Origin of the sequence: Dactylosporangium sp. NPDC051485, assembly GCF_040682015.1 — a bacterium.
Lineage (GTDB): Bacteria > Actinomycetota > Actinomycetes > Mycobacteriales > Micromonosporaceae > Dactylosporangium.
This window is the reverse complement of the sequence record NZ_JBFAZW010000162.1, coordinates 1-18,331: the sequence shown is the minus strand read 5'-3', so window position 1 is coordinate 18,331 and position 18,331 is coordinate 1. Positions and strand designations below refer to the sequence as shown.

The following is an 18,331-nucleotide window of genomic DNA, read 5'->3' as shown; positions in this document are numbered from 1 at the left end:
GCCTCGTCCAGGACGACCCGACCGCTGCCCGGGGCCGGGCATCCGCCCGCCCGCCCGGGGGGCACCCCGCTGCCGGGCGTGGTCCGGCCGCCGAGTGTGCCGCCGGGCGGCCCCGCCGCCGCGCCCGCGCGCGCCGCGCCGCGCACCGGCGGCATCGAGATCGTGGCCGTCGGCTGCTCCACGGGCGGGCCGGACGCGCTCACCGCCGTCGTCCGCGCGCTGCCGGCCAGCCTGCCGGTGCCCGTGGTCGTGGTACAGCACATGCCGCCCGTCTTCACCAAGATGTTCGCCGACCGGCTGGACCGCATCGCCGCGCTCGCGGTGGTGGAGGCGACCGGGGACATGGTGGTGCGGCCGGGGACCGTCTACATCGCGCCGGGGGACTTCCACATGGAGGTGGTCCGCCGCGGCACCGAGGTGGTGACCAAGCTCAACACCGGGCCTCCGGAGAACTTCTGCCGGCCCGCGGTCGACGTGCTGTTCCGTTCGGTCGCGCGCACCTACGGCGGCTCCACGCTGGCGGTCATCCTCACCGGGATGGGCCAGGACGGCAAACGCGGCGCCGAGCAGTTGCGCTCGGCGGGGGCGGAGATCGTGGCGCAGGACGAGGCGACGTCGGTCGTCTGGGGCATGCCGGGCGCGGTCGCGCAGGCGGGTATCGCGCATGCCGTGCTGCCGCTCGGCGAGATCGCGAACCATCTCATCAGCCGTACCGCAGGTGGCCGCGGCGCGAAGTCCATGGAGGCGACCCGATGACCTTGACAGCCCAGGAGTTCGCCTTCATCGCCGGACTCGTTCGGCGCGACGCGGCGATCGTGCTGGAGGCGGGCAAGGAGTACCTTGTCGAGGCCCGGCTGCTGCCGCTGGCCCGCCAGTCAGGGCTGCCGACGGTCTCGGAGTTCGTCAATCGCGCCCAGCAGCGTCCGGAGCCGGAGATCCACGCGAAGATCGTGGACGCGCTCACCACGAACGAGACCTCGTTCTTCCGCGACGGCGAACCGTTCAAGCAACTCGTCGACACGGTGCTGCCGGACCTGCTGGTCAGGCGCTCGGGCGCCCGGACCATCAAGGTGTGGTCGGCCGCCAGCTCCAGCGGGCAGGAGCCCTACACGCTGGCCATGGTGCTGCACGACAGCCTGCCGCCCGGCTGGACCTTCGACATCATCGGCACCGACATCTCCGCCGAGATGCTGACCCGGGCCGAGGCCGGGCTCTACACCCAGCTCGAGGTGAACCGGGGCCTGCCGGCGCCGCTGCTGGTCAAGCATTTCGAGCGCAACGGCGCCCACTGGAAGGTGGCGTCGACGCTGCGCAAGAACGTGTCGTTCCGCCGGCTCAACCTGGCGGCGCCGTTCCCGGCGTTGGGGCCGTTCGACATCGTGTTCATTCGCAACGTGCTTATCTACTTCGATGTCCAGACCAAGCGGACCGTACTGCAGCGCGTCGCGGGGACGCTGCGCCCCGACGGCTGGCTGTTCCTGGGTTCCGCGGAGACCACGATCGGCATCGACGACAGGTACGAGCGGGTGGTCGCCGGGCGGACGTCCGCGTACAAGCTTCGGGCGGCCGGAAGGGCCGCCCCCGCCGTGAGCGCAGTAGGAAAGGGGTGAAGCCGGATGCTCACCATGGTGATCGACGATTCGCGCGCGATGCGCTTGATCCTCAAGCGGATCGTGGCACAGCTGGGCTTCGACGTAGTCGAGGCGGGAAACGGCCAAGAGGCGATGGACTACCTCAAGACCAATGTCCTGGAGGGTGACGGCGAGATCCCCGGTCTCGCGCTCGTCGACTGGAACATGCCCGAGATGAACGGGCTGGAGTTCGTCACGGCGGTCCGCGCGGAGCCGCGGCTGCGCGGGATGACGCTCATGATGGTCACTACGGAGAGCGAGCAGAGCCAGATCGTTCGGGCCCTGGCCTCGGGGGCGCACGAGTACGTGATCAAGCCCTTCACCCCGGACGCCATCATCGACAAGCTGGCGCTGCTCGGCCTCGTCCCGAACGGAGTCGCAGCATGAGCAACCCGACAGAAGAGGACCTGAAGGTCATCGCGGAGCAGGTCTGGTCCTCGTACCTCGACCTGGACGGGGCGAGTCCGCTGGTCCCCTATCCGCCCGAGAAACCGGAGACCGACGTCACCGCGTCGGTCTCCGTCACCGGCGCATGGCGCGGCCACGTGCTGGTGAGCTGCTCGGAGCCGGCCGCGAAGAACGTCGCCGCGGCCCTGCTGGGCATCGACTACGACGACGTCGCCGAGGAGGACGTGGCCGACGCCCTGGGCGAGCTGGCCAACATCATCGGCGGCAACGTCAAGAGCCTGCTGCCCGAGCCGTGTGCCCTCTCGCTGCCGCACGTGCACGTCGACGGCTCCAACGGCCGTTATCCGTCGGTCACCGAGGTGTGCCACCTCGAGGGCTCCTGGATGGCGGAGTCGGTCACCGTCACCGTTCTGGAAAGCACCGCCGATCTCGCTGGAGCACCCGCATGAAGATTCTGATCGCCGACGACAGTCGGGTGATGCGTCAGATCGTGACCCGCACCCTTCGCCAGGCCGGCTACGAGGGGCACGACCTCGTGGAGGCCTGCGACGGGCAGGAGGCCTTCGACAAGGCCGTGGCCGAGAAGCCGGACCTGGTCCTGTCCGACTGGAACATGCCGCACATGACCGGGGTCGAGGTGCTGCGGATGCTGCGCGCCAACGGCAGCCAGGTCCCGTTCGGGTTCGTCACGTCCGAGGGCACGCCGGAGATGCGACAGGCGGCCGAGGACGCCGGCGCGCTCTTCCTCGTCACCAAGCCGTTCACAGCCGACACTTTCAAGGACGCACTCGATCCTATTTTGGGATGATATGAGCTATGTCGCATGTTCTGCCCGTTCCCAAGGCCGTCAGGGATCTCTTTGACGACCTGCTCGGCCGGCCGGTCACGGTGAACCCGGCCGACCCCCTCAAAGCCGCCGACATCCCACGGACCCTGGTCGCCCTCTACACCGACGAACGGCTGCAGCTCATGGCCGTGATCGGCATGGACTTCGAGCTCACCGCCTACGCCGGCGCGGCGATCGGCCTGATCCCGCCGGGCGGGGCGCAGGACTGCATCGAGGACAAAGAGATCTCCAAGATGATCGGCGAGAACGCGATCGAGGTGTGCAACATCCTCGCCGGGCTGATCAACAAGGAGGGGGCGCCACGGGTCAAGCTGCACCAGACGTTCCTGCCCGGTGGCAGGCCGCCGGCGGACGCGGTGAACTACCTGCTGGCCCTGGGCCGGCGGCTCGATCTCAAGGTGGACGTTTCGGGCTACGGCGGCGGCAAGATCTCGATCGCGCTGGCCGGTTGAGGTGAAACTCGGGGGTTGATGCCCGGATTATCCCGTATTGTTCGGGCATCACACCGGTAAGATACGGGTCGCCAACGTTGCGTGGGCGACATCGTGCAAAAAATTGCGTAGTCATGCACTACGCTTGCGGGCATGACTCGACGACTCGCTGAGGTGGCGAAGTACGCCGGCGTGAGCGAGGCGACCGTGAGTCGGGTGCTCAACGGCAAGCCCGGCATCTCTGACGCTACCCGCACGGCGGTCCTCACCGCCCTCGACGTGCTGGGCTACGAGCGGCCAACCAAGCTTCGCGGCGAGCGGGCCCGCCTGGTCGGCCTCGTGCTGCCGGAACTGCAAAACCCGATCTTCCCGGCCTTTGCCGAGGTGGTCGCCGGCGCGCTGTCCAAGCGCGGCTTCACCCCGGTGCTGTGCACCCGGACCGCCGACGGAGTGTCGGAGGCCGACTACGTCGAGATGCTGCTGGACCAGCACGTGTCCGGCATCATCTTCTGTGGCGGCCTCTATCACCAGGCGGCCGCGGAGCACGAGCACTATCACCGCCTGCACGACCGCGGCCTGCCCGCGGTGCTGGTCAACGCGGCCATCGACGACCTCGGCTTCCCCCGGGTGTCGGTCGACGACGGGCACGCGGTGGACCAGGCGTTCAACCACCTCGTCTCGCTGGGGCACAAGCGCATCGGGCTGATCCTCGGCCCGGCCGACCACGCTCCGTCCAACCGCAAGCTGGCCGCCTTCCAGGCGGCCGCCACGGATTCGGGCACGGTGAGCGAGGACGACGTCGAGCGGGTCATCTTCTCGATGGAGGGCGGGCGGGCCGGTGCCACCCGGCTCATCAAGCACGGCGTCACCGGCATCATCTGCGCGTCCGACGTGCAGGCCCTCGGCGCGATCCGGGCCGCCCGCCGGCTCGGCCGCGAGGTGCCCGACGACGTGTCGGTGGTCGGCTTCGACGACTCGCTCTTCATGAACTGCACCGACCCGCCGCTGACCACGGTCCGCCAGCCCATACAGTCGATGGGCCAGGCCGCCGTGACCCTGCTGGTGAGCCAGGTGGCCGGCACGCTCGTGCCGACCGAGGAGATGCTGTTCGAGCCCGAGCTCGTCGTGCGCGGCTCGACCGGCGCCCTGCAGGAGGCGGCGCGGGCCAGCACCGCGGCGTAAAGTACCCCCGTTACCGCAGAGCCCTACGACTCCTACGGGATGTCGTGGGGCTCTTTGCATCGTTTCTACAACGGCTTTTCGGGCCCCCTATGGCCCCCAGTGATCGGCCCCCGGGCCCGGTCACTGCGCGTTTTCGGGCGATTCTGTGCAAGTTGAAGGCTCATGGGAGCGTGCCCGTGCAAATGGCTGCCCGAAGATCATTAAAATTTTGCAACGAGCCATGGACTTCTTGTGCGGCGTGAGCCTAATCTCTTGCCTACGTCGGGGCTGAAACCCTGACGCGATGCGATGGAAACCGATCAGTAACGCGCTTGATGCACCCCCGGCAGTCGACGCCAGGCTGCACTCCCGTGTAAGCGGTCAAGGTTGGACGCCCCGGCCGCCCGCACGGCCTCCTAATCCACGGGTCGGATGTCTTACACACCCCAACAAGGAGCGACGATGAAGTACACACGTACCGCGACGATGGCGGTTGCCATCGTGGGTGCGCTTGCGCTGGGCAGCACGCTCACCGCGTGCAGCTCGAGCGACGACGACAAGAAGCCGGCCGACGCGAACGCCGCCGTCACGCTCGACGTCGTGGGTCTTCTCCCCGGCGCCAAGCCCGAGGCGCTGCAGGCGCTCGCCCAGGAGGTGACGGACTTCCAGAAGGAAAACACGAACATCACGGTCAAGACCCACGACTACGAGTGGAAGGCCACCACGTTCGCGGCCGACCTCGCGGGTGGCACGCTGCCGAAGGTGTTCGAGATCCCCTTCACCGACGCGAAGACGCTGATCGCGAACCAGCAGATCACCGACATGCAGGACCAGGTCAACACGCTGTCGTACGCGGCGAACTTCAACAAGAACCTGCTGCAGTACGGCCAGGGCGACAACGGCCACGTCTACGCCCTCCCGGCGAAGAGCATCTACGCGGTCGGCCTGCACTACAACCGTGACCTGTTCACCCAGGCCGGCCTCGACCCGAACAAGCCGCCGACGACCTGGGACGAGGTCCGCACGGCCGCCAAGGCCATCTCGGAGAAGACCGGCCAGGCCGGCTTCGCCCAGATGACCAAGGACGGCACCGGCGGCTGGCAGCTGACCGTCGACACCTACGCCCGCGGCGGGCGCGTGGAGGACGGCAAGAAGGCCACGCTGACCAACGACGCGACCAAGGCCTCGCTGCAGTTCCTCAAGGACCTGCGCTGGACCGACAACTCCATGGGCGCGAACTTCAGCTACGACTGGTCGGGCATCAACCAGGCCTTCGCCGCCGGCAAGCTCGGCATGTACACCTCGGGCCAGGACGTCTACACGAGCCTCGTGCAGACCAACAACATCAACCCGAAGATGTACGGCCTGACGATGATCCCGCTGGGCGGTAGCGGCGCCGGCGTGCTCGGTGGTGGCACCATGGCCGCCGTCTCCAGCAAGGCCAGCGCCAACGAAAAGGCCGCCGCGATCAAGTGGATCGACTTCCACTACCTGCGTAAGTACACCAAGCAGGACGCCGCCGCCAAGAACGCGGAGACCATGGTGGCCAGCAAGCAGCCCGTGGGCACCCCCGAGCTGCCGATCTTCTCGCAGCAGCAGTACGAGACGTACCAGGGCTGGATCAAGTCCTACGTGAACGTCCCGCTGGAGCAGATGACCACCTTCACCACCAAGGTCTTCGACGCCAAGCTCGTCAACGAGCCGGCCATCGCCACCCAGGACGTCTACAAGTCGCTCGACACGGTCGTGCAGGCCGTCCTGACCAACAAGGACGCGAACATCGACCAGCTCCTCACCGACGCGAACACGAAGGCGCAGCGCGCCATCGACGCGGCCGGCTGATCGCTCACCACACCATCAACAACCCGCAAGAAGTAGTGGGCCGCCGGACTACCGGCGGCCCACGCCGGGGGCGTTGCCCCCGAATCCAGGACGAGGAGTGATGTGTCGTGAGCGCTTTGGGCGCCCCGCGGCAGACCGGCGCCGCCCGGGGCAATCACGAGCGAGGGACGGGCGAGCGGGTACGCCGCCGCAGCCCGAAGACCTGGGCGCAGCGTGGTGGACTGAGCTCGGTCCTGTTCGCGCTGCCGCTCCTGCTCATCTTCGGCATCTTCTCCTGGTGGCCGATCGTGCGGTCGGTCATCATGAGTTTCCAGAAGACCAACCTCGTCGGGGATCCGAAGTGGGTCGGCTGGAAGAACTTCGAGTACGTACTGACCGACCCTGATCTGCCAACGGCGATTCGCAACACCCTCTTCTTCGCGCTGCTGGCCCTGGTGATCGGCTTCCCGATCCCGCTCGTGGCCGCGGTGCTCATCAGCTCGGTCCGCCGGCGCAAGGGCCTGTACTCGGCCCTGGCCTACCTCCCCGTGGTGGTACCGCCGGTCGTCGCCGTGCTGCTCTGGAAGTTCTTCTACGACGGCGCCAAGGACGGCGTGTTCAATACGCTGCTGGGCTACGTCGGAATCGGCCCGTACACGTGGCTGTCGAGCCCGTCCCTGGCCATGCCCGCCCTCGTCCTCGAGGCGACGTGGGCCGCGGCCGGCGGGACGGTCATCATCTACCTGGCCGCGCTCATCAGCGTCCCGGACGAGCTGTACGACGCCGCCGAGGTCGACGGTGCCGGCATCTGGCGCAAGATCTGGCACGTGAGCATGCCGCAGCTGCGCGGCGTCCTGCTCATCACGTTCATCCTGCAGATCATCGGTACCGTGCAGGTGTTCCTGGAGCCGTACCTGTTCACCGACGGCGGCCCGGCCAATGCCACGCTGACGATCCTGCTGATGATCTACGACTACGGCTTCGGCCGGTCCCTGGGCGGCAACTACGGCGCGGCGACGGCCCTGTCCGTCATGCTCGCGGGCTTCCTGGCGATCCTGTCGCTGATCTACTTCAAGCTCACGTCCGGCTGGAGCAAGTCATGAGCGGCCGACACATTTCCGAGGGAAAGACGAGCGCCATGACCCTCCCGCAGACCGCCGCCACCGAGCCCACCGACATCGCCGGTGCACCCGGCGCAGTCCGGGTCGCGCGGCCGGTCCGCAAGCGCAAGGCGTCCAACTTCGAGGGCGGCCGCGGCTACGTCTCCGAGCAGGACTGGCGCATCCCCAGCGTCAACTGGACCATGCGAATCCTGCACGGGGTCCTGCTGGTGCTGCTGCTCTTCGTCGGCATCGGGCCGATGCTGCTGCTGGCGAAGTTCGCCGTCACGCCCACGCAGGACATCATCCGCACGCCGCTGGCGATCTTCCCGCACGGCATGCGCTGGGCCAACATCTCCGAGGCCTGGAACGACGTCAAGATCAGCCACTACTTCCTCAACACGATCTGGCTCGCCGCCGGCTCGTGGTTCGTGCAGCTGCTCGTCGCGACCACGGGTGGCTTCGTGCTGTCCGTCCTGCGGCCGGCCTGGGCCAAGTTCGTCAACGGCCTGGTGATCGCGACCCTGTTCGTGCCGAGCGTCGTGCTCCTGGTGCCGCTGTACCTCACGATCCTCAACCCGCCGCTGATCGGCACCTCGCTCGTCAACAACTTCCTGGCCGTCTGGCTGCCGTCCGGCGCGAGCGCGTTCAACGTCGTGATCGTGACGCGGTTCTTCGACGGCCTCCCGCGCGAGGTGTTCGAGGCGGCCAGGGTCGACGGCGCCAGCTCGTTCCGGCTGTTCTGGTCGGTCGTGCTGCCCATGTCCAGGCCGATCCTCGGCGTCGTATCGGTGTTCGCGGCCATCGCGAGCTGGAAAGACTTCCTGTGGCCGATGCTCGTGCTGAAGGATCCGACGAACCAGCCGCTGTCGGTGCGCCTGCCCGCGATCGCGTCGCAGACGGACCTGGGCGTCTTCCTCGCGTCACTCGCGATCTCGACGCTCATCCCGGTCGTGTTCTTCCTGATCTTCCAGCGCATGTTCCTCTCCAGCGCCGGTTTGGGAGGGGCCGTCAAGGGCTGAACACCCTGTTGGCGGTCACCAAAGCGTTCAACACATCCCCACTCAAACTTACAAAGTGCGAGAAAGCAGGTTCCACGTGGCCGACCAGACCCACCAAGCTTGGTGGCGCAGTGCCGCTATCTACCAGGTGTACTTGCGTAGCTTCGCCGACGGCAACGGCGATGGCGTCGGCGACCTGGCAGGCCTGCGTTCCCGCCTGCCCTACCTGGCCGGCCTTGGGATCGACGCGATCTGGATCGTGCCGTGGTACCCCTCGCCGCTGGCCGACGGCGGTTACGACGTCGCAGACTTCCGGGCCATCGACCCGATCTTCGGGACCCTGGCCGAGGCCGAGAAGCTCATCGAGGAGGCCCACGCCGCGGGCATCCGGGTGATCTGCGACATCGTGCCGAACCACTGCTCGGACCAGCACGCCTGGTTCCAGAAGGCGCTGTCCGCGCCGTCCGGGTCGCCGGAGCGGGACCTCTTCTGGTTCCGCAAGGGCCGCGGCGAGCACGGCGAGCTGCCGCCGACCGACCTGCAGTCCATCTTCGGCGGCCCCGCCTGGACCCGGACCGCCGACGGGGAGTGGTACCTGCACCTGTTCGCCTCCGAGCAGCCCGACTTCAACTGGGACCACCCGGCGGTGCGGGCCGAGTTCGAGGACATCCTGCGGTTCTGGCTGGACCGGGGCATCGACGGCATCCGGATCGACTCGGCCGCCGTGCTCATCAAGGACCCGTTGGTCAGCGACACGTACGAGGACAACGACGGCATCCACGAGGTCTACCAGTCGTGGCGGCGCATCGCGGAGACCTACACCCCGTCGCGCGCCCTCATCGGCGAGGTCTGGCTGCCCGACCACGAGGCGTTCGCCCGGTACCTGCGCCCCGACGAGCTGCACACGGCGTTCAACTTCGCCTTCCTGGGCGCGCCGTGGGAGGCCGACAAGCTGCGGTACGAGATCAACATGACCCTCGAGGTGCACGCGCCGGTGGCCGCCCCGGCGACCTGGGTGCTCAGCAACCACGACATCACCCGCGAGGTGACCCGCTTCGGCCGCGAGGTGACCAACTTCGCCTTCGCCGACAAGCGCCGCAACGTGCCGTCCGACCTCGAGCTGGGCACCCGCCGGGCCCGGGCCGCGGCGCTGCTCACCATGTCCCTGCCCGGCGCGTACTACCTCTACCAGGGCGAGGAGCTCGGCCTGGAGGAGGTCGAGGACCTCGACGACGCGCTGCGCGAGGACCCGATGTTCCACCGCTCCGGGGGCGTCGACCCCGGCCGGGACGGCTGCCGCGTGCCGCTGCCCTGGTCGGGGTCCGCGGCGCCGTTCGGCTTCAGTCCGTCCGACGCCACCGGCACGCCGTGGCTGCCGCAGCCGGCGCACTGGGCCGGGCTCTCCGTCGCCGCCCAGCAGGGCGTGCCGGGTTCCTTCCTGCAGCTGTACCGCGACGCGCTGCGCATCCGGCGCGAGGACCCGGCCCTGGGCGACGGGCCGATGCGCTGGCTGGAGTCGGAGCCGCAGGTCCTCGCCTTCGCGCGGGATGACTCATTCGCCAACGTGACCAACCTGGGCACCGAGGCTGCCGTCCTGCCGCCGCACCGGGAGGTGCTGCTCAGCAGCGTGCCGCTGAACGAGGACGGCACGCTGCCGCCCGACGCTTCGGCCTGGATCAGGCTGGCATAGATCACGGGGTTCCAAGACGCCGGGCGGTCGCACAAGTTGGCGGGTGCGACCGTCCGGTCCTAACGCTCTCGGGGTTCGACTCTTAACTGTTAAGGCCTCCGGTCATCGCGAGGGTTAACTGTTAAGGCTCGGTTCAACCTTGAGGGCCCGGCGCGGGTGCGAATAGGTTTCTTCCACAGGAAAAGACTTTGTGGAGGCGACACATGCGTTCCACCCTAACCGTCGCGGCGACATCCCAGCCGTTCCGATGGTGACGCCGGGTATTTCCGGGAACAGAGGCGGGGCGCTGGCCACACCGGCGCCCCGTTGTTCTTCCCTACCGTCAAAGGTGTTGCGATCGACCCTGTCGAAGGTGTTGTGAGCAGCGCGAACTACTCCCAGTCCCACCGCAGTCCATAACGGCCGGGGCCGTAGTCGAGGGCGATCGCGTGGACCGAGTGGCCCACGTCGACCTCCATCGACGTGATCTGTTCGTCCTGGCCGTCCATCTGTTGGTACTGAAATACGGCCCGCGGTAAGGCGGCGGGGTCGAAACAGACCTCGACCACGTATTCGCGGACCGGCAGGCGGAACTTGCGCTCGTACTGGATCGCCAGCGGAAACGGCGGATAATTGTGCAGCGCATGTTCGGTGATCACCGTCTCACCCTTGGCGAGCGGCCGGTCGAACAACAATTCGGCAAGTAACAGGCCGCTCTCCGGGTGCTCCACGACCCGCCCCAGCCGGCAGTTGCGCACCGGCGTGAGCAGCGGCAGCGGGTTGCCCGGGACGTCCAGGCGGATGATCGCCACCCAGCGGTCGGGACCGTCGGCCTCGGCGCGCAGCACCTGCCGTACCAGGAAGGAAACCTCGCCCCGGTCCGGCCCGACGTTGACGCGGTCGTGCTGGCTGAGCCTGGTCAGCCGGGCGTCCCAGCGGGTGTCGATGCCCTGGGCCAGGTCGACGATGAGATCGCGCTCGGACCAGAAGGCGCCCAGCTCCAGGTTCTCGGTGCTCTTGTGCAGGTGCCGCCCGCGCGGCCGCGGCGGCCCGACCAGGGCGGCCAGCGAGCCCGGCTCGACCTCGAGGATCTTCTCCAGCTCGGCCAGCGCGGCCAGCGACTCCCGCCGCTCGGGCCGGCTGCGCCCGGTCTGCCAGTAACTCAGCGTCGCCAGGCTCACCGAGTAGCCCTCCGCACGCAACCGCTCCTGGATGCGCTCCAGCCCCAGACCACGTGCCTGGATTGCGTCCCGTAGAGCGCCAGCGAAGTCGACCATCAGCCCCCCGGGAGCCATCCTCGCGGTCCGGCCCGTGCGCACGCAAGCGCACGTTTGCCTGGAGCCGGAATCGAAGAACCGAACATACATGGGCGGGTGCCGGTACGCCGCGAGTGCCATCTATTACTTGGACGTGGCGACGTTCCAGGACCCCGACGGCGGTGGCATCGGCGACTTTCAGGGCCTCATCAGCCGCCTGGACCATCTGGCCAGGCTCGGCGTGAACTGCCGGTGGCTCAGCCCGGTCCACTGGACGATCCGCGGCTGGGCATCCAGGGCGACTTCGCCGAACTGCTGCACCAGGAATCGCACCGGGGCATCAAGATCATCATCGATCTTGTGGTCAATCACACCTCCGACCTGGTTCCAGTCGAGCCGCATCCACATGCTCTTCGACTTCATGCTCAACGGCCGCCTGGCGCACGCATCGGCGGTCATCGCTTCCGAGGCGTACCGCTGGATCTGGCTCATGCGGGTGACGGCGTAAGGGGGATCTCGGCCGGCCGCACCGGCCGCCCGAAGAGCCAGCCCTGGCCGAGGTCGCAGCCCAGCGCGGCCAGCCGGGCGGCCTGGTCGGCCGTCTCGATCCCCTCGGCGGTGACCGTCATCTGCAGCGTGTGGGCGAGCCGGATGACGGTCTCCACGATCTGCTCGTCGACGTGGTCGCTCTCCAGCTTGCGGATGCCGGCCATGAAGGCGCCGGCCAGCTTCAGCCCGTGCACCGGCAGGTGGCGCAGGTAGGCCAGGTTGGAGTAGCCGATCCCGAAGTCGTCGATGACGATCCGCACGCCCAGGTCGGCGATCGTGCGCAGGGTCTGCACCGGCCGGCCGGTCGACTGCATGAGCACCGTCTCGGTCAGCTCCAGCTGCAGGTTGGCCGGCTCCAGTCCGGAGTCGGCCAGCGCGTGCCGCACGTCGTCGAGCAGCCGCGGGTCGGTGCACTGCCGCGGTGAGACGTTGACGCTCACCAGCAGCGGCGTGCCCGGGTGGCTGCGCTGCCAGGCCGCGGCGGCCAGGCACGACTCGCGCAGCACCCACCGGCCCAGCGGCAGGATCATGCCGGACTGCTCGGCGACCGGGATGAAGGTGTTGGGCGAGACCGTGCCCAGGTCCGGGTGGCGCCAGCGCAGCAGGGCCTCCGCGCCGCGCAGGCGGTTTCCATCCAGCGCCACGAGCGGTTGGTAGACCAGCTCGAACTCGCCGCGCTCGAGCGCGCCGGCGAGGCGTCCGGTGAGGCCGTACCGCAGGAGCTGTTGCGCGTTGCGCTGCTCGTCGAACAGCGCGTAGCGGGCCCGGCCGTCGGCCTTGGCGAGGTAGAGCGTGGCGTCGGCGGCCCGCAGCAGCTCGTCCGGCTCGGCGCCGCGCGCGGCCTGCTCGACGATGCCGATGCTGGCCGACACCGCGAGCTCGTGCCCGTCGAGGAGGACCGGCTTGTTGAGCGCGGCGAGCATCGCCTCGGCCAGCTCGGTCAGCTCGTCGTTGCCCTTGGTGTCGCGCACGACCACGACGAACTCGTCGCCGCCGACCCTGGCCACGAAGTGCCCGGCGTCGAGCACGGTGGAGCGGAGCCGGTCGGCCAGCGCGACGAGCAGCTGGTCGCCGTAGCCGTGCCCGAGCGTGTCGTTGATGGTCTTGAACTCGTCGAGGTCGAGGAAGCACACGCCGATGCGGGTGTCCTCCCCGGCCTCGCGCAGGGCGTCGGCGAGGTGGCGGTACAGCAGCACCCGGTTGGGCAGCCCGGTCAGCGGGTCGTGGTGGGCCTGGTGGTGCAGCTCGCGCTGCAGGCTGTGCTCGGCGTCGGTGAGCGCCCGCGTCCAGGCCCGCCGGATGCGCTCCTGGTCGTCGAGGATCTTCTGCCCGCTGGCCTGTGCGAAGCCGGCGGCGAACCCGCCGATCATCTCGGGCCTGGCCCCCGGCAGCTGGAACAGCAGCCCGATGGAGCGCTGCAGGGCCTCGGGGTTGTTCAGCCCGACGCCGACCAGCGCGGCCCCGGCCGCCGCCCCGGCCTGCGCGTCCCCGCCCCGCAGCGAGGTCGCCTGCTGCTCGAAGAACTTCTGCAGCGCGTCGGCGCCCAGATCGAGGAAGCTGGTCTGCCGCACCGCGGCGACCCACTGGCGGGCGAGGTCCATCAGCGTTGGATCGTCGCCCTCCACAGCATCACCCCCGGCGAAGATTACTGCACCGGGGGCTTTGGAAGAATCGACGCTCAGTGGCGCTCTGCTCCCGGATCCGTGAGCCCGTCCACGAACCGACCCAGGAGCTGGGCGAACGTGGCGCGCTCCCGGGCTGTCCAGCCCGCGGTGGCCCGCGCGAAGCGTGCCTGGCGGGCCCGGTGGACCTGCTCGCACAGCTCCCGGCCGGCCTCGGTGCGCACCAGCAGCGCCCGCCGCCCGTCGCTCTGGTCGGCCTCCCTCCTGACCAGCCCGGCCTCCACCGCCGCCGCCACGAGCTTGCTGGCCCGCGGCTGGGCCACGCCGAGCGCGGCCGCGACGTCGGTCACGGTGACCGGCCGGCGCTGCAATTCCGCGCCCTCGACGGCGTCGACGACGTCGAACAGCGCGGGATCGACGCCGTTGCCGGCCTCGCGGGCCAGCGCCCGCCGCGTCTGTCGCCGCCGGATCGCCACCATGCCGCTCTCGATGGCGGCCATCACCTTGGCGTCCTCGTCCTCGGAGTGCATAATCTTTGTTATCTACATTCCTTCGACATGTACTGGAGTGTGCCATGCGAGCCGAGGAGCGTCCCATCGGGTACTGGCTGCGCGAGCTGGACCGCCGGCTGGAGGCCGCCTTCGCCTCGGCCCTGTCGTCGCGCGCTGTCACCAGGCGGCAGTGGCAGGTGCTGAACGGCCTGGGCCCGTCGGACCCGTTCTGGGGCCCGGGGGAGCGCCCCTATGCGGAGGTGCTCGGGGAGCTGGTCGACCGGGGCTGGGCCCTGCCGGACGGGACGGTCACCCCCGAGGGCTCGGCGGCGCGGGACTCGATCGAGACCGAGGTGCGCGCGATCCGGGGACGCTCGATCGCCGGGCTGTCCGATGAGGAGTACCTGACCACGGTCCGCACCCTGGCGGCCATGGTCGGCAACCTGTCCTGATCTTCGATAAGTCGGGCGCTGGCGCCCGACTTATCGGACTTATACCCCGGCGGGGTATAAGTCCGAATCGTGGTAGTTTCAAGCCCGGCTTCTCAGGCCCGGCCTTTTCGGGCCATCGCGGCGCGGGCGATCGAGGTCAGGGCGTGCGAGGTCAGGCGGCCGTCGCCCAGGCCCAGCTCGATCAGGGCGTCGAACACCCGCTGGTCGCGGTCAGCGGCGCGGACCGCGGCGTCGACGATCCAGCGCCGTTGGCTCAGCGCGGCGGCGGCCCGGGAGTGGCGCAGGTGCCGGCCCAGGCGGGCGCGCAGCGCGGCCCGATAGCGCGCGGCCGGGGTGGCCGTAGTGGCGGCCGCGCCGGCCAGGGCCCCCGAGAGCACCGCGTAGAAGATGCCCTCGCCGGTGAAGGGGTTGATCAGGGAGAGGGCGTCGCCGGCCAGCAGCAGGCGGCCGCCGGCCGGGGGTGGGCGGTGGGTGGACAGCGGCAGGTGATGGGCGCGCAGGCCGGTCGCGGACGCCGTGTCCACGTCCGGCAGGAGCGCGGCCAGGCGGTCCAGGAGGTAGGCCCGGGAGAGCGGGCGGCCGCGCAGCACCTCGCCGTAGCCGATGTTGGCCCGGCCGTCGCCGATGGGGAACGCCCACGCGTAGGCCGGCCATCCGGCCGGGGTGGTGACGATGCGCTGCTCCGGCGGGAGGTCCGGCGCCGGGGCGTAGCCGCGGATGGCCAGGGCCAGGTGGCCCGGGGCGTTCGGTGCGTGCCCGAGCGCCTTGCGGACCAGGGAGTACGCGCCGTCGGCACCCACCACGGCGCCGGCGCGGATCTCGCCGTCCAGCTCCACGTGGGTGCCGCGGTCCTCGACGCGGCGCACCGCGTGCTCGCGCAGGACCGCGCCCGCGGCCACGGCGGCGCTCACCAGCCGATGGTCGAAGACCAGGCGCGGGATCGTGTACGCCGGGCGGGCGTGGCGCCGCGCGACCGCCCCGCCGCCCGGGCCGACCAGCCGGAGGGATGGCACCGGGGCGTACCCGGCGGCGAGGTCCGCCACGCCCAGCCCACGGGCGACGTCGAGGGCGTGCGGGGCGATGCCGTCGCCGCAGGGCTTGTCGCGGGGGAAGGCCTGGCGGTCCAGCAGCAGGACCGTGGCCCCGGCGCGGCGGGCGGCCAGCGCGGCGGCGGCGCCGGCCGGGCCCGCACCCACCACCACGACGTCGTACCGATCGGGACCGGCATCCATGGCCCGAGCCTGCCATCCCGCGGTGACCCGCGCAGCCGGAGGGGCGCGACCGGCGCCGAATTCCCCTCCGTCCGGCTGGGCGGGGGAGGATCGGCCGTTAGCAACGCCCGGGTGTACCGCGGGCTTGGCAGGCCTCGATACCCTCAGGCTCATGCCCTGCCCGCTCTGCTTCTTCCCGGGCAACGCCGCCGCCGCAACGCAGTGTGCCAACTGCGGCTCGCCGTTGACGCCCGCGGCGGGCGCGTACCCGGGATCACCCGTCGCCTACGACGTGACGCCGATCTCGAACCCGGGCGGGGCGGGGCAGCCGCCGCCGCAGTACCCCTCGGGCGGCGTGGGGCAGCCGCCACAGCATCCGTCAGGCGGGGTGGGGCAGCCGCCGCAGTACCCGCCGGGCGCCGTGGGGCAGCCGCCGTCGCAGTACCCGCCGGGCGGCTACCCGCAGGCGGCGTCGCCCGCCGTGTACCCGCCCGGCGTGCCGCAGGTCCCCACCGGCGGGTACCCGCAGGTCCAGCCGCAGTACCCGCCGCAGTACCCGCCGGGCGGGTATCCGCAGCTCCCGCCGGTCTCGGGGGCGCCCTACCCGGTGTCGCCGACGCCGGTCTCGGTGACGCCGATCTCCGGGTCGCCGCAGCCGGGGTACTACCCGCCGCTCAAGCCCTCCCGGTCGCGCGTGCTGCTGTCGCTGACGGTCATCGTCGTCGTGCTGGTCATTGCCAGCACGGTGATCGCGGTGGTACGGCTGACCGGCGGCAACAGCACGCCGCAGGCCGCGACGTCGGGGACGGCGACGGCGACCACGGCGGCCCCGGCGGCCCCGGCGCCCGACGGCGCGCAGCCCAGCCTGACCGCGGACGGCGGCTCCGCGACGGTCACGGCCGGGGATCCGAAGGCGCAGGCGGCCGCGATCGACGCGCTGCTCGACGCCAGCGTCGCCAGCCGGACCAAGCTCAACGCGGCGATCGACCTGGTCGGCAAGTGCACGATGATCGACAAGGCGATCGCGGACATGCAGACCGTGGGCACCGAGCGCCAGTCCCAGGTCGACAATGTCGCGCGCTTCGACCTCTCGGCGATCCCGGAGGGCGAGCAGCTGCGGGGCATGCTCAAGGAGGCGCTGGGCTTCTCCCTCGCCGCCGACCGCAACTTCGTGCCGTGGGGGCAGGCGCAGCAGGCCAGCGGCTGCAGCGGCGGCGGGCAGGACTACTACGACGAGGCGCAGCGGCAGTCGAAGAACGCCAGCGACGCCAAGGGCCGGTTCCTGGGCGTGTGGAACCCGGTGGCGAGCCGCCACGGGCTGCGCAACCGGTCGTCCAACGATATTTAGGGCGCCACTCCGCTGTCCTCGGTCCGGCGCTGCGGGAAGGGCTCGCCGGCTACCGCCTCGGCGCGCAGCGGCTCGCCGCCGCCCGCCGCCGTGGTGCCCTCCGGGGGCGGGTGCTTGGCCGGCTCGTCCTTCTTGCCGTACCCCCGCGTGACCATGCGGAACAGTCCGAGCATGATCGCGGCAACGGGCACGGCGATGAGCAGCCGCAGCAGGGCCGTCTCGGCGTCGAGCTGGTGGGTCACGAAGCCGGCATAGAGTGCGGGCGAGGCGAGCAACAACGCCAGGAACAGCGTCGAGTACCGCGCCATGCCCAGCACGTCAGCCGCCCACCAGGCTCAGCCGCTCGCACAGCATCGCGGCCCACTGGTACGGCGTGGACGGCCGCCCGTCCAGCAGCGCCACCGGGACGCGCAGCGACAGCGGGCTGGCCGGGTCGCCGCTGGAGCCGGTGCCGCGCAGGCAGATGGCGTCCACCCGGCGCAGGCCCTGCAGGTGGTGGGCGACGTCCGAGGTCTTGCGGCTGGCGTCGACGACGACCCACACCGCGACCGGGCGGACCGCCTCGACGATGGCCGCGGCCCAGCTGGACTCGTCCAGCGCCGCCTCGACCGCGACCACGCTCGGCGCGTCGGACTTGCGCAGCTTCTTGGCCCACAGCCGGGCGTCGTGCGCCCCGGTGATGCGCCGCTTGCCGTCGATGCCCGCCGCGGCGGCATTGCGCCCGGCGAACAGGATGTGCTCGCCGTCCAGCCGGTGCGCCTCGGCGACGAACCGGGCGACCTCCACCGCGTGGGTCGACTCGCCCACCACGATCAGGGTCTCGCCGGGGGCGTCGGGGGCCGGCTCGGCGACGGGCAGCGCGGCGAAGGCCTCGACGATCGCGCCGTACGTGTCGTCGGTGGTGGCCCGCACGGCGATGTCGGCCGGCACGCCGAGCGACTGCAGCTGGCGGGCCAGCTGCGACACGTTCGCCGGTTGCTCGGGCCGCTCGGCGCGCTCCGGTCGCGCGGCCCGCTCGGCCTTCTCGGCCATGGCCGCGGCGGCCTCGGCGGCCGCGATCGACGGCGCCGAGGCTTGCTGGGCGTACGCGCCGGCCAGCCGCTCACTCGCGGGAGGCGTGCGTGGCTTCTCCACCGTGGCGGTCGCTTCAACAGGCATTAGGGACTCCTGCCGGGAATCGGTAGGCCGGTACAGGGCCGGCTCGCTTCGGATAGGTCCAGGTGCCGCTTGATCGGCTTGCTCGTGGGGCTCGGCGCCGGGGCCGGGCGGCCCGCCCGTCCAGGGCGGCGGCGGTGGCACCGCCCCCCGCGGGAAGGCCCCGCCGAGCAGCCCG

General features: G+C 70.4%; 19 protein-coding genes and 1 pseudogene. 14 read left to right on the top strand and 6 right to left on the bottom strand.

The features are described 5' to 3' along the window. The 11 genes from AB0M46_RS47690 to AB0M46_RS47640 all read left to right on the top strand — a co-directional run. Nucleotides 1-756 (top strand): CheB methylesterase domain-containing protein (locus AB0M46_RS47690; RefSeq protein WP_363347669.1); only part of this gene is annotated, 756 nt, incomplete at its 5' end. Next, a complete protein-coding gene (locus tag AB0M46_RS47685; protein ID WP_363347667.1) occupies nt 753-1,610 on the top strand; it encodes a protein-glutamate O-methyltransferase CheR in 858 nt (285 codons plus the stop codon). The genes AB0M46_RS47690 and AB0M46_RS47685, both read left to right, overlap by 4 nt. A 6-nt stretch (nt 1,611-1,616) precedes the next feature. Beyond that, on the top strand, nt 1,617-2,018 hold the full coding sequence (locus tag AB0M46_RS47680) for a response regulator (protein WP_363347665.1): 402 nt from the start codon (nt 1,617-1,619) through the stop codon (nt 2,016-2,018). Continuing rightward, nucleotides 2,015-2,488 carry a chemotaxis protein CheX gene (locus tag AB0M46_RS47675; RefSeq protein WP_363347663.1) on the top strand — a complete coding sequence of 158 codons (474 nt, stop codon included), beginning with the start codon at nt 2,015-2,017 and terminating at the stop codon, nt 2,486-2,488. The genes AB0M46_RS47680 and AB0M46_RS47675 overlap by 4 nt, the downstream gene beginning before the upstream one ends. Then, nucleotides 2,485-2,847 (top strand): response regulator, encoded by a 363-nt coding sequence (locus AB0M46_RS47670; RefSeq protein ID WP_363347661.1) that lies wholly within the window; start codon nt 2,485-2,487, stop codon nt 2,845-2,847. Before AB0M46_RS47675 ends, AB0M46_RS47670 begins: the two co-directional genes overlap by 4 nt. An 8-nt stretch (nt 2,848-2,855) precedes the next feature. Further along, on the top strand, nt 2,856-3,338 hold the full coding sequence (locus AB0M46_RS47665) for a hypothetical protein (RefSeq protein ID WP_363347659.1): 483 nt from the start codon (nt 2,856-2,858) through the stop codon (nt 3,336-3,338). 132 nt (nt 3,339-3,470) lie between these two features. Continuing rightward, entirely contained in the window at nt 3,471-4,499 is a 1,029-nt protein-coding gene (locus tag AB0M46_RS47660; protein WP_363347657.1) for a LacI family DNA-binding transcriptional regulator, read from the top strand. A 441-nt stretch (nt 4,500-4,940) separates the two neighbouring features. Further along, a complete protein-coding gene (locus tag AB0M46_RS47655) occupies nt 4,941-6,320 on the top strand; it encodes an extracellular solute-binding protein (protein WP_363347655.1) in 1,380 nt (459 codons plus the stop codon). A 107-nt stretch (nt 6,321-6,427) separates the two neighbouring features. After that, nucleotides 6,428-7,402 carry a sugar ABC transporter permease gene (locus tag AB0M46_RS47650; RefSeq protein ID WP_363347653.1) on the top strand — a complete coding sequence of 325 codons (975 nt, stop codon included), beginning with the start codon at nt 6,428-6,430 and terminating at the stop codon, nt 7,400-7,402. Nucleotides 7,403-7,437: 35 nt separating this feature from the next. Continuing rightward, nucleotides 7,438-8,421, top strand: a complete 984-nt coding sequence (locus AB0M46_RS47645) for a carbohydrate ABC transporter permease (protein WP_363347651.1) — start codon at nt 7,438-7,440, stop codon at nt 8,419-8,421. Nucleotides 8,422-8,497: 76 nt separating this feature from the next. After that, nucleotides 8,498-10,090, top strand: a complete 1,593-nt coding sequence (locus AB0M46_RS47640) for a glycoside hydrolase family 13 protein (protein ID WP_363347671.1) — start codon at nt 8,498-8,500, stop codon at nt 10,088-10,090. 371 nt (nt 10,091-10,461) lie between these two features. Here the strand turns inward: AB0M46_RS47640 and AB0M46_RS47635 are convergent, their stop codons facing one another. Continuing rightward, complete coding sequence (locus AB0M46_RS47635) at nt 10,462-11,346, bottom strand: hypothetical protein (RefSeq protein WP_363347649.1); 885 nt, start codon at nt 11,344-11,346, stop codon at nt 10,462-10,464. A gap of 88 nt (nt 11,347-11,434) precedes the next feature. Between AB0M46_RS47635 and AB0M46_RS47630 the strand changes: the two are divergent. Beyond that, nucleotides 11,435-11,706 (top strand): annotated as a pseudogene (locus tag AB0M46_RS47630) (alpha-amylase family glycosyl hydrolase); the annotation flags it as partial. Nucleotides 11,707-11,813: 107 nt separating this feature from the next. Here AB0M46_RS47630 and AB0M46_RS47625 read toward each other — a convergent pair. Next, nucleotides 11,814-13,499 carry a bifunctional diguanylate cyclase/phosphodiesterase gene (locus tag AB0M46_RS47625; protein ID WP_363347647.1) on the bottom strand — a complete coding sequence of 562 codons (1,686 nt, stop codon included), beginning with the start codon at nt 13,497-13,499 and terminating at the stop codon, nt 11,814-11,816. 53 nt (nt 13,500-13,552) lie between these two features. Beyond that, the gene (locus AB0M46_RS47620) at nt 13,553-14,026 is read right to left on the bottom strand and encodes a MarR family transcriptional regulator (protein WP_363347645.1); all 474 of its coding nucleotides are present in this window, start codon (nt 14,024-14,026) and stop codon (nt 13,553-13,555) included. Between the two features lie 44 nt (nt 14,027-14,070). Between AB0M46_RS47620 and AB0M46_RS47615 the strand changes: the two genes are divergently transcribed. Beyond that, a complete protein-coding gene (locus tag AB0M46_RS47615; protein ID WP_363347643.1) occupies nt 14,071-14,439 on the top strand; it encodes a hypothetical protein in 369 nt (122 codons plus the stop codon). Between the two features lie 92 nt (nt 14,440-14,531). Here AB0M46_RS47615 and AB0M46_RS47610 read toward each other — a convergent pair whose 3' ends face one another. Beyond that, entirely contained in the window at nt 14,532-15,671 is a 1,140-nt protein-coding gene (locus AB0M46_RS47610; RefSeq protein WP_363347641.1) for a geranylgeranyl reductase family protein, read from the bottom strand. A gap of 151 nt (nt 15,672-15,822) precedes the next feature. Here AB0M46_RS47610 and AB0M46_RS47605 point away from each other — a divergent pair, with 151 nt between their 5' ends. After that, nucleotides 15,823-16,998 carry a hypothetical protein gene (locus tag AB0M46_RS47605; protein ID WP_363347639.1) on the top strand — a complete coding sequence of 392 codons (1,176 nt, stop codon included), beginning with the start codon at nt 15,823-15,825 and terminating at the stop codon, nt 16,996-16,998. On the opposite strand, the gene AB0M46_RS47600 is transcribed toward AB0M46_RS47605, so the two are convergent. Further along, the gene (locus AB0M46_RS47600; RefSeq protein ID WP_363347637.1) at nt 16,995-17,306 is read right to left on the bottom strand and encodes a hypothetical protein; all 312 of its coding nucleotides are present in this window, start codon (nt 17,304-17,306) and stop codon (nt 16,995-16,997) included. The two genes, AB0M46_RS47605 and AB0M46_RS47600, sit on opposite strands and share 4 nt — an antisense overlap. Nucleotides 17,307-17,316: 10 nt before the next feature. Then, complete coding sequence (locus AB0M46_RS47595) at nt 17,317-18,156, bottom strand: hypothetical protein (protein ID WP_363347635.1); 840 nt, start codon at nt 18,154-18,156, stop codon at nt 17,317-17,319. Nucleotides 18,157-18,331 lie beyond the last annotated feature (175 nt).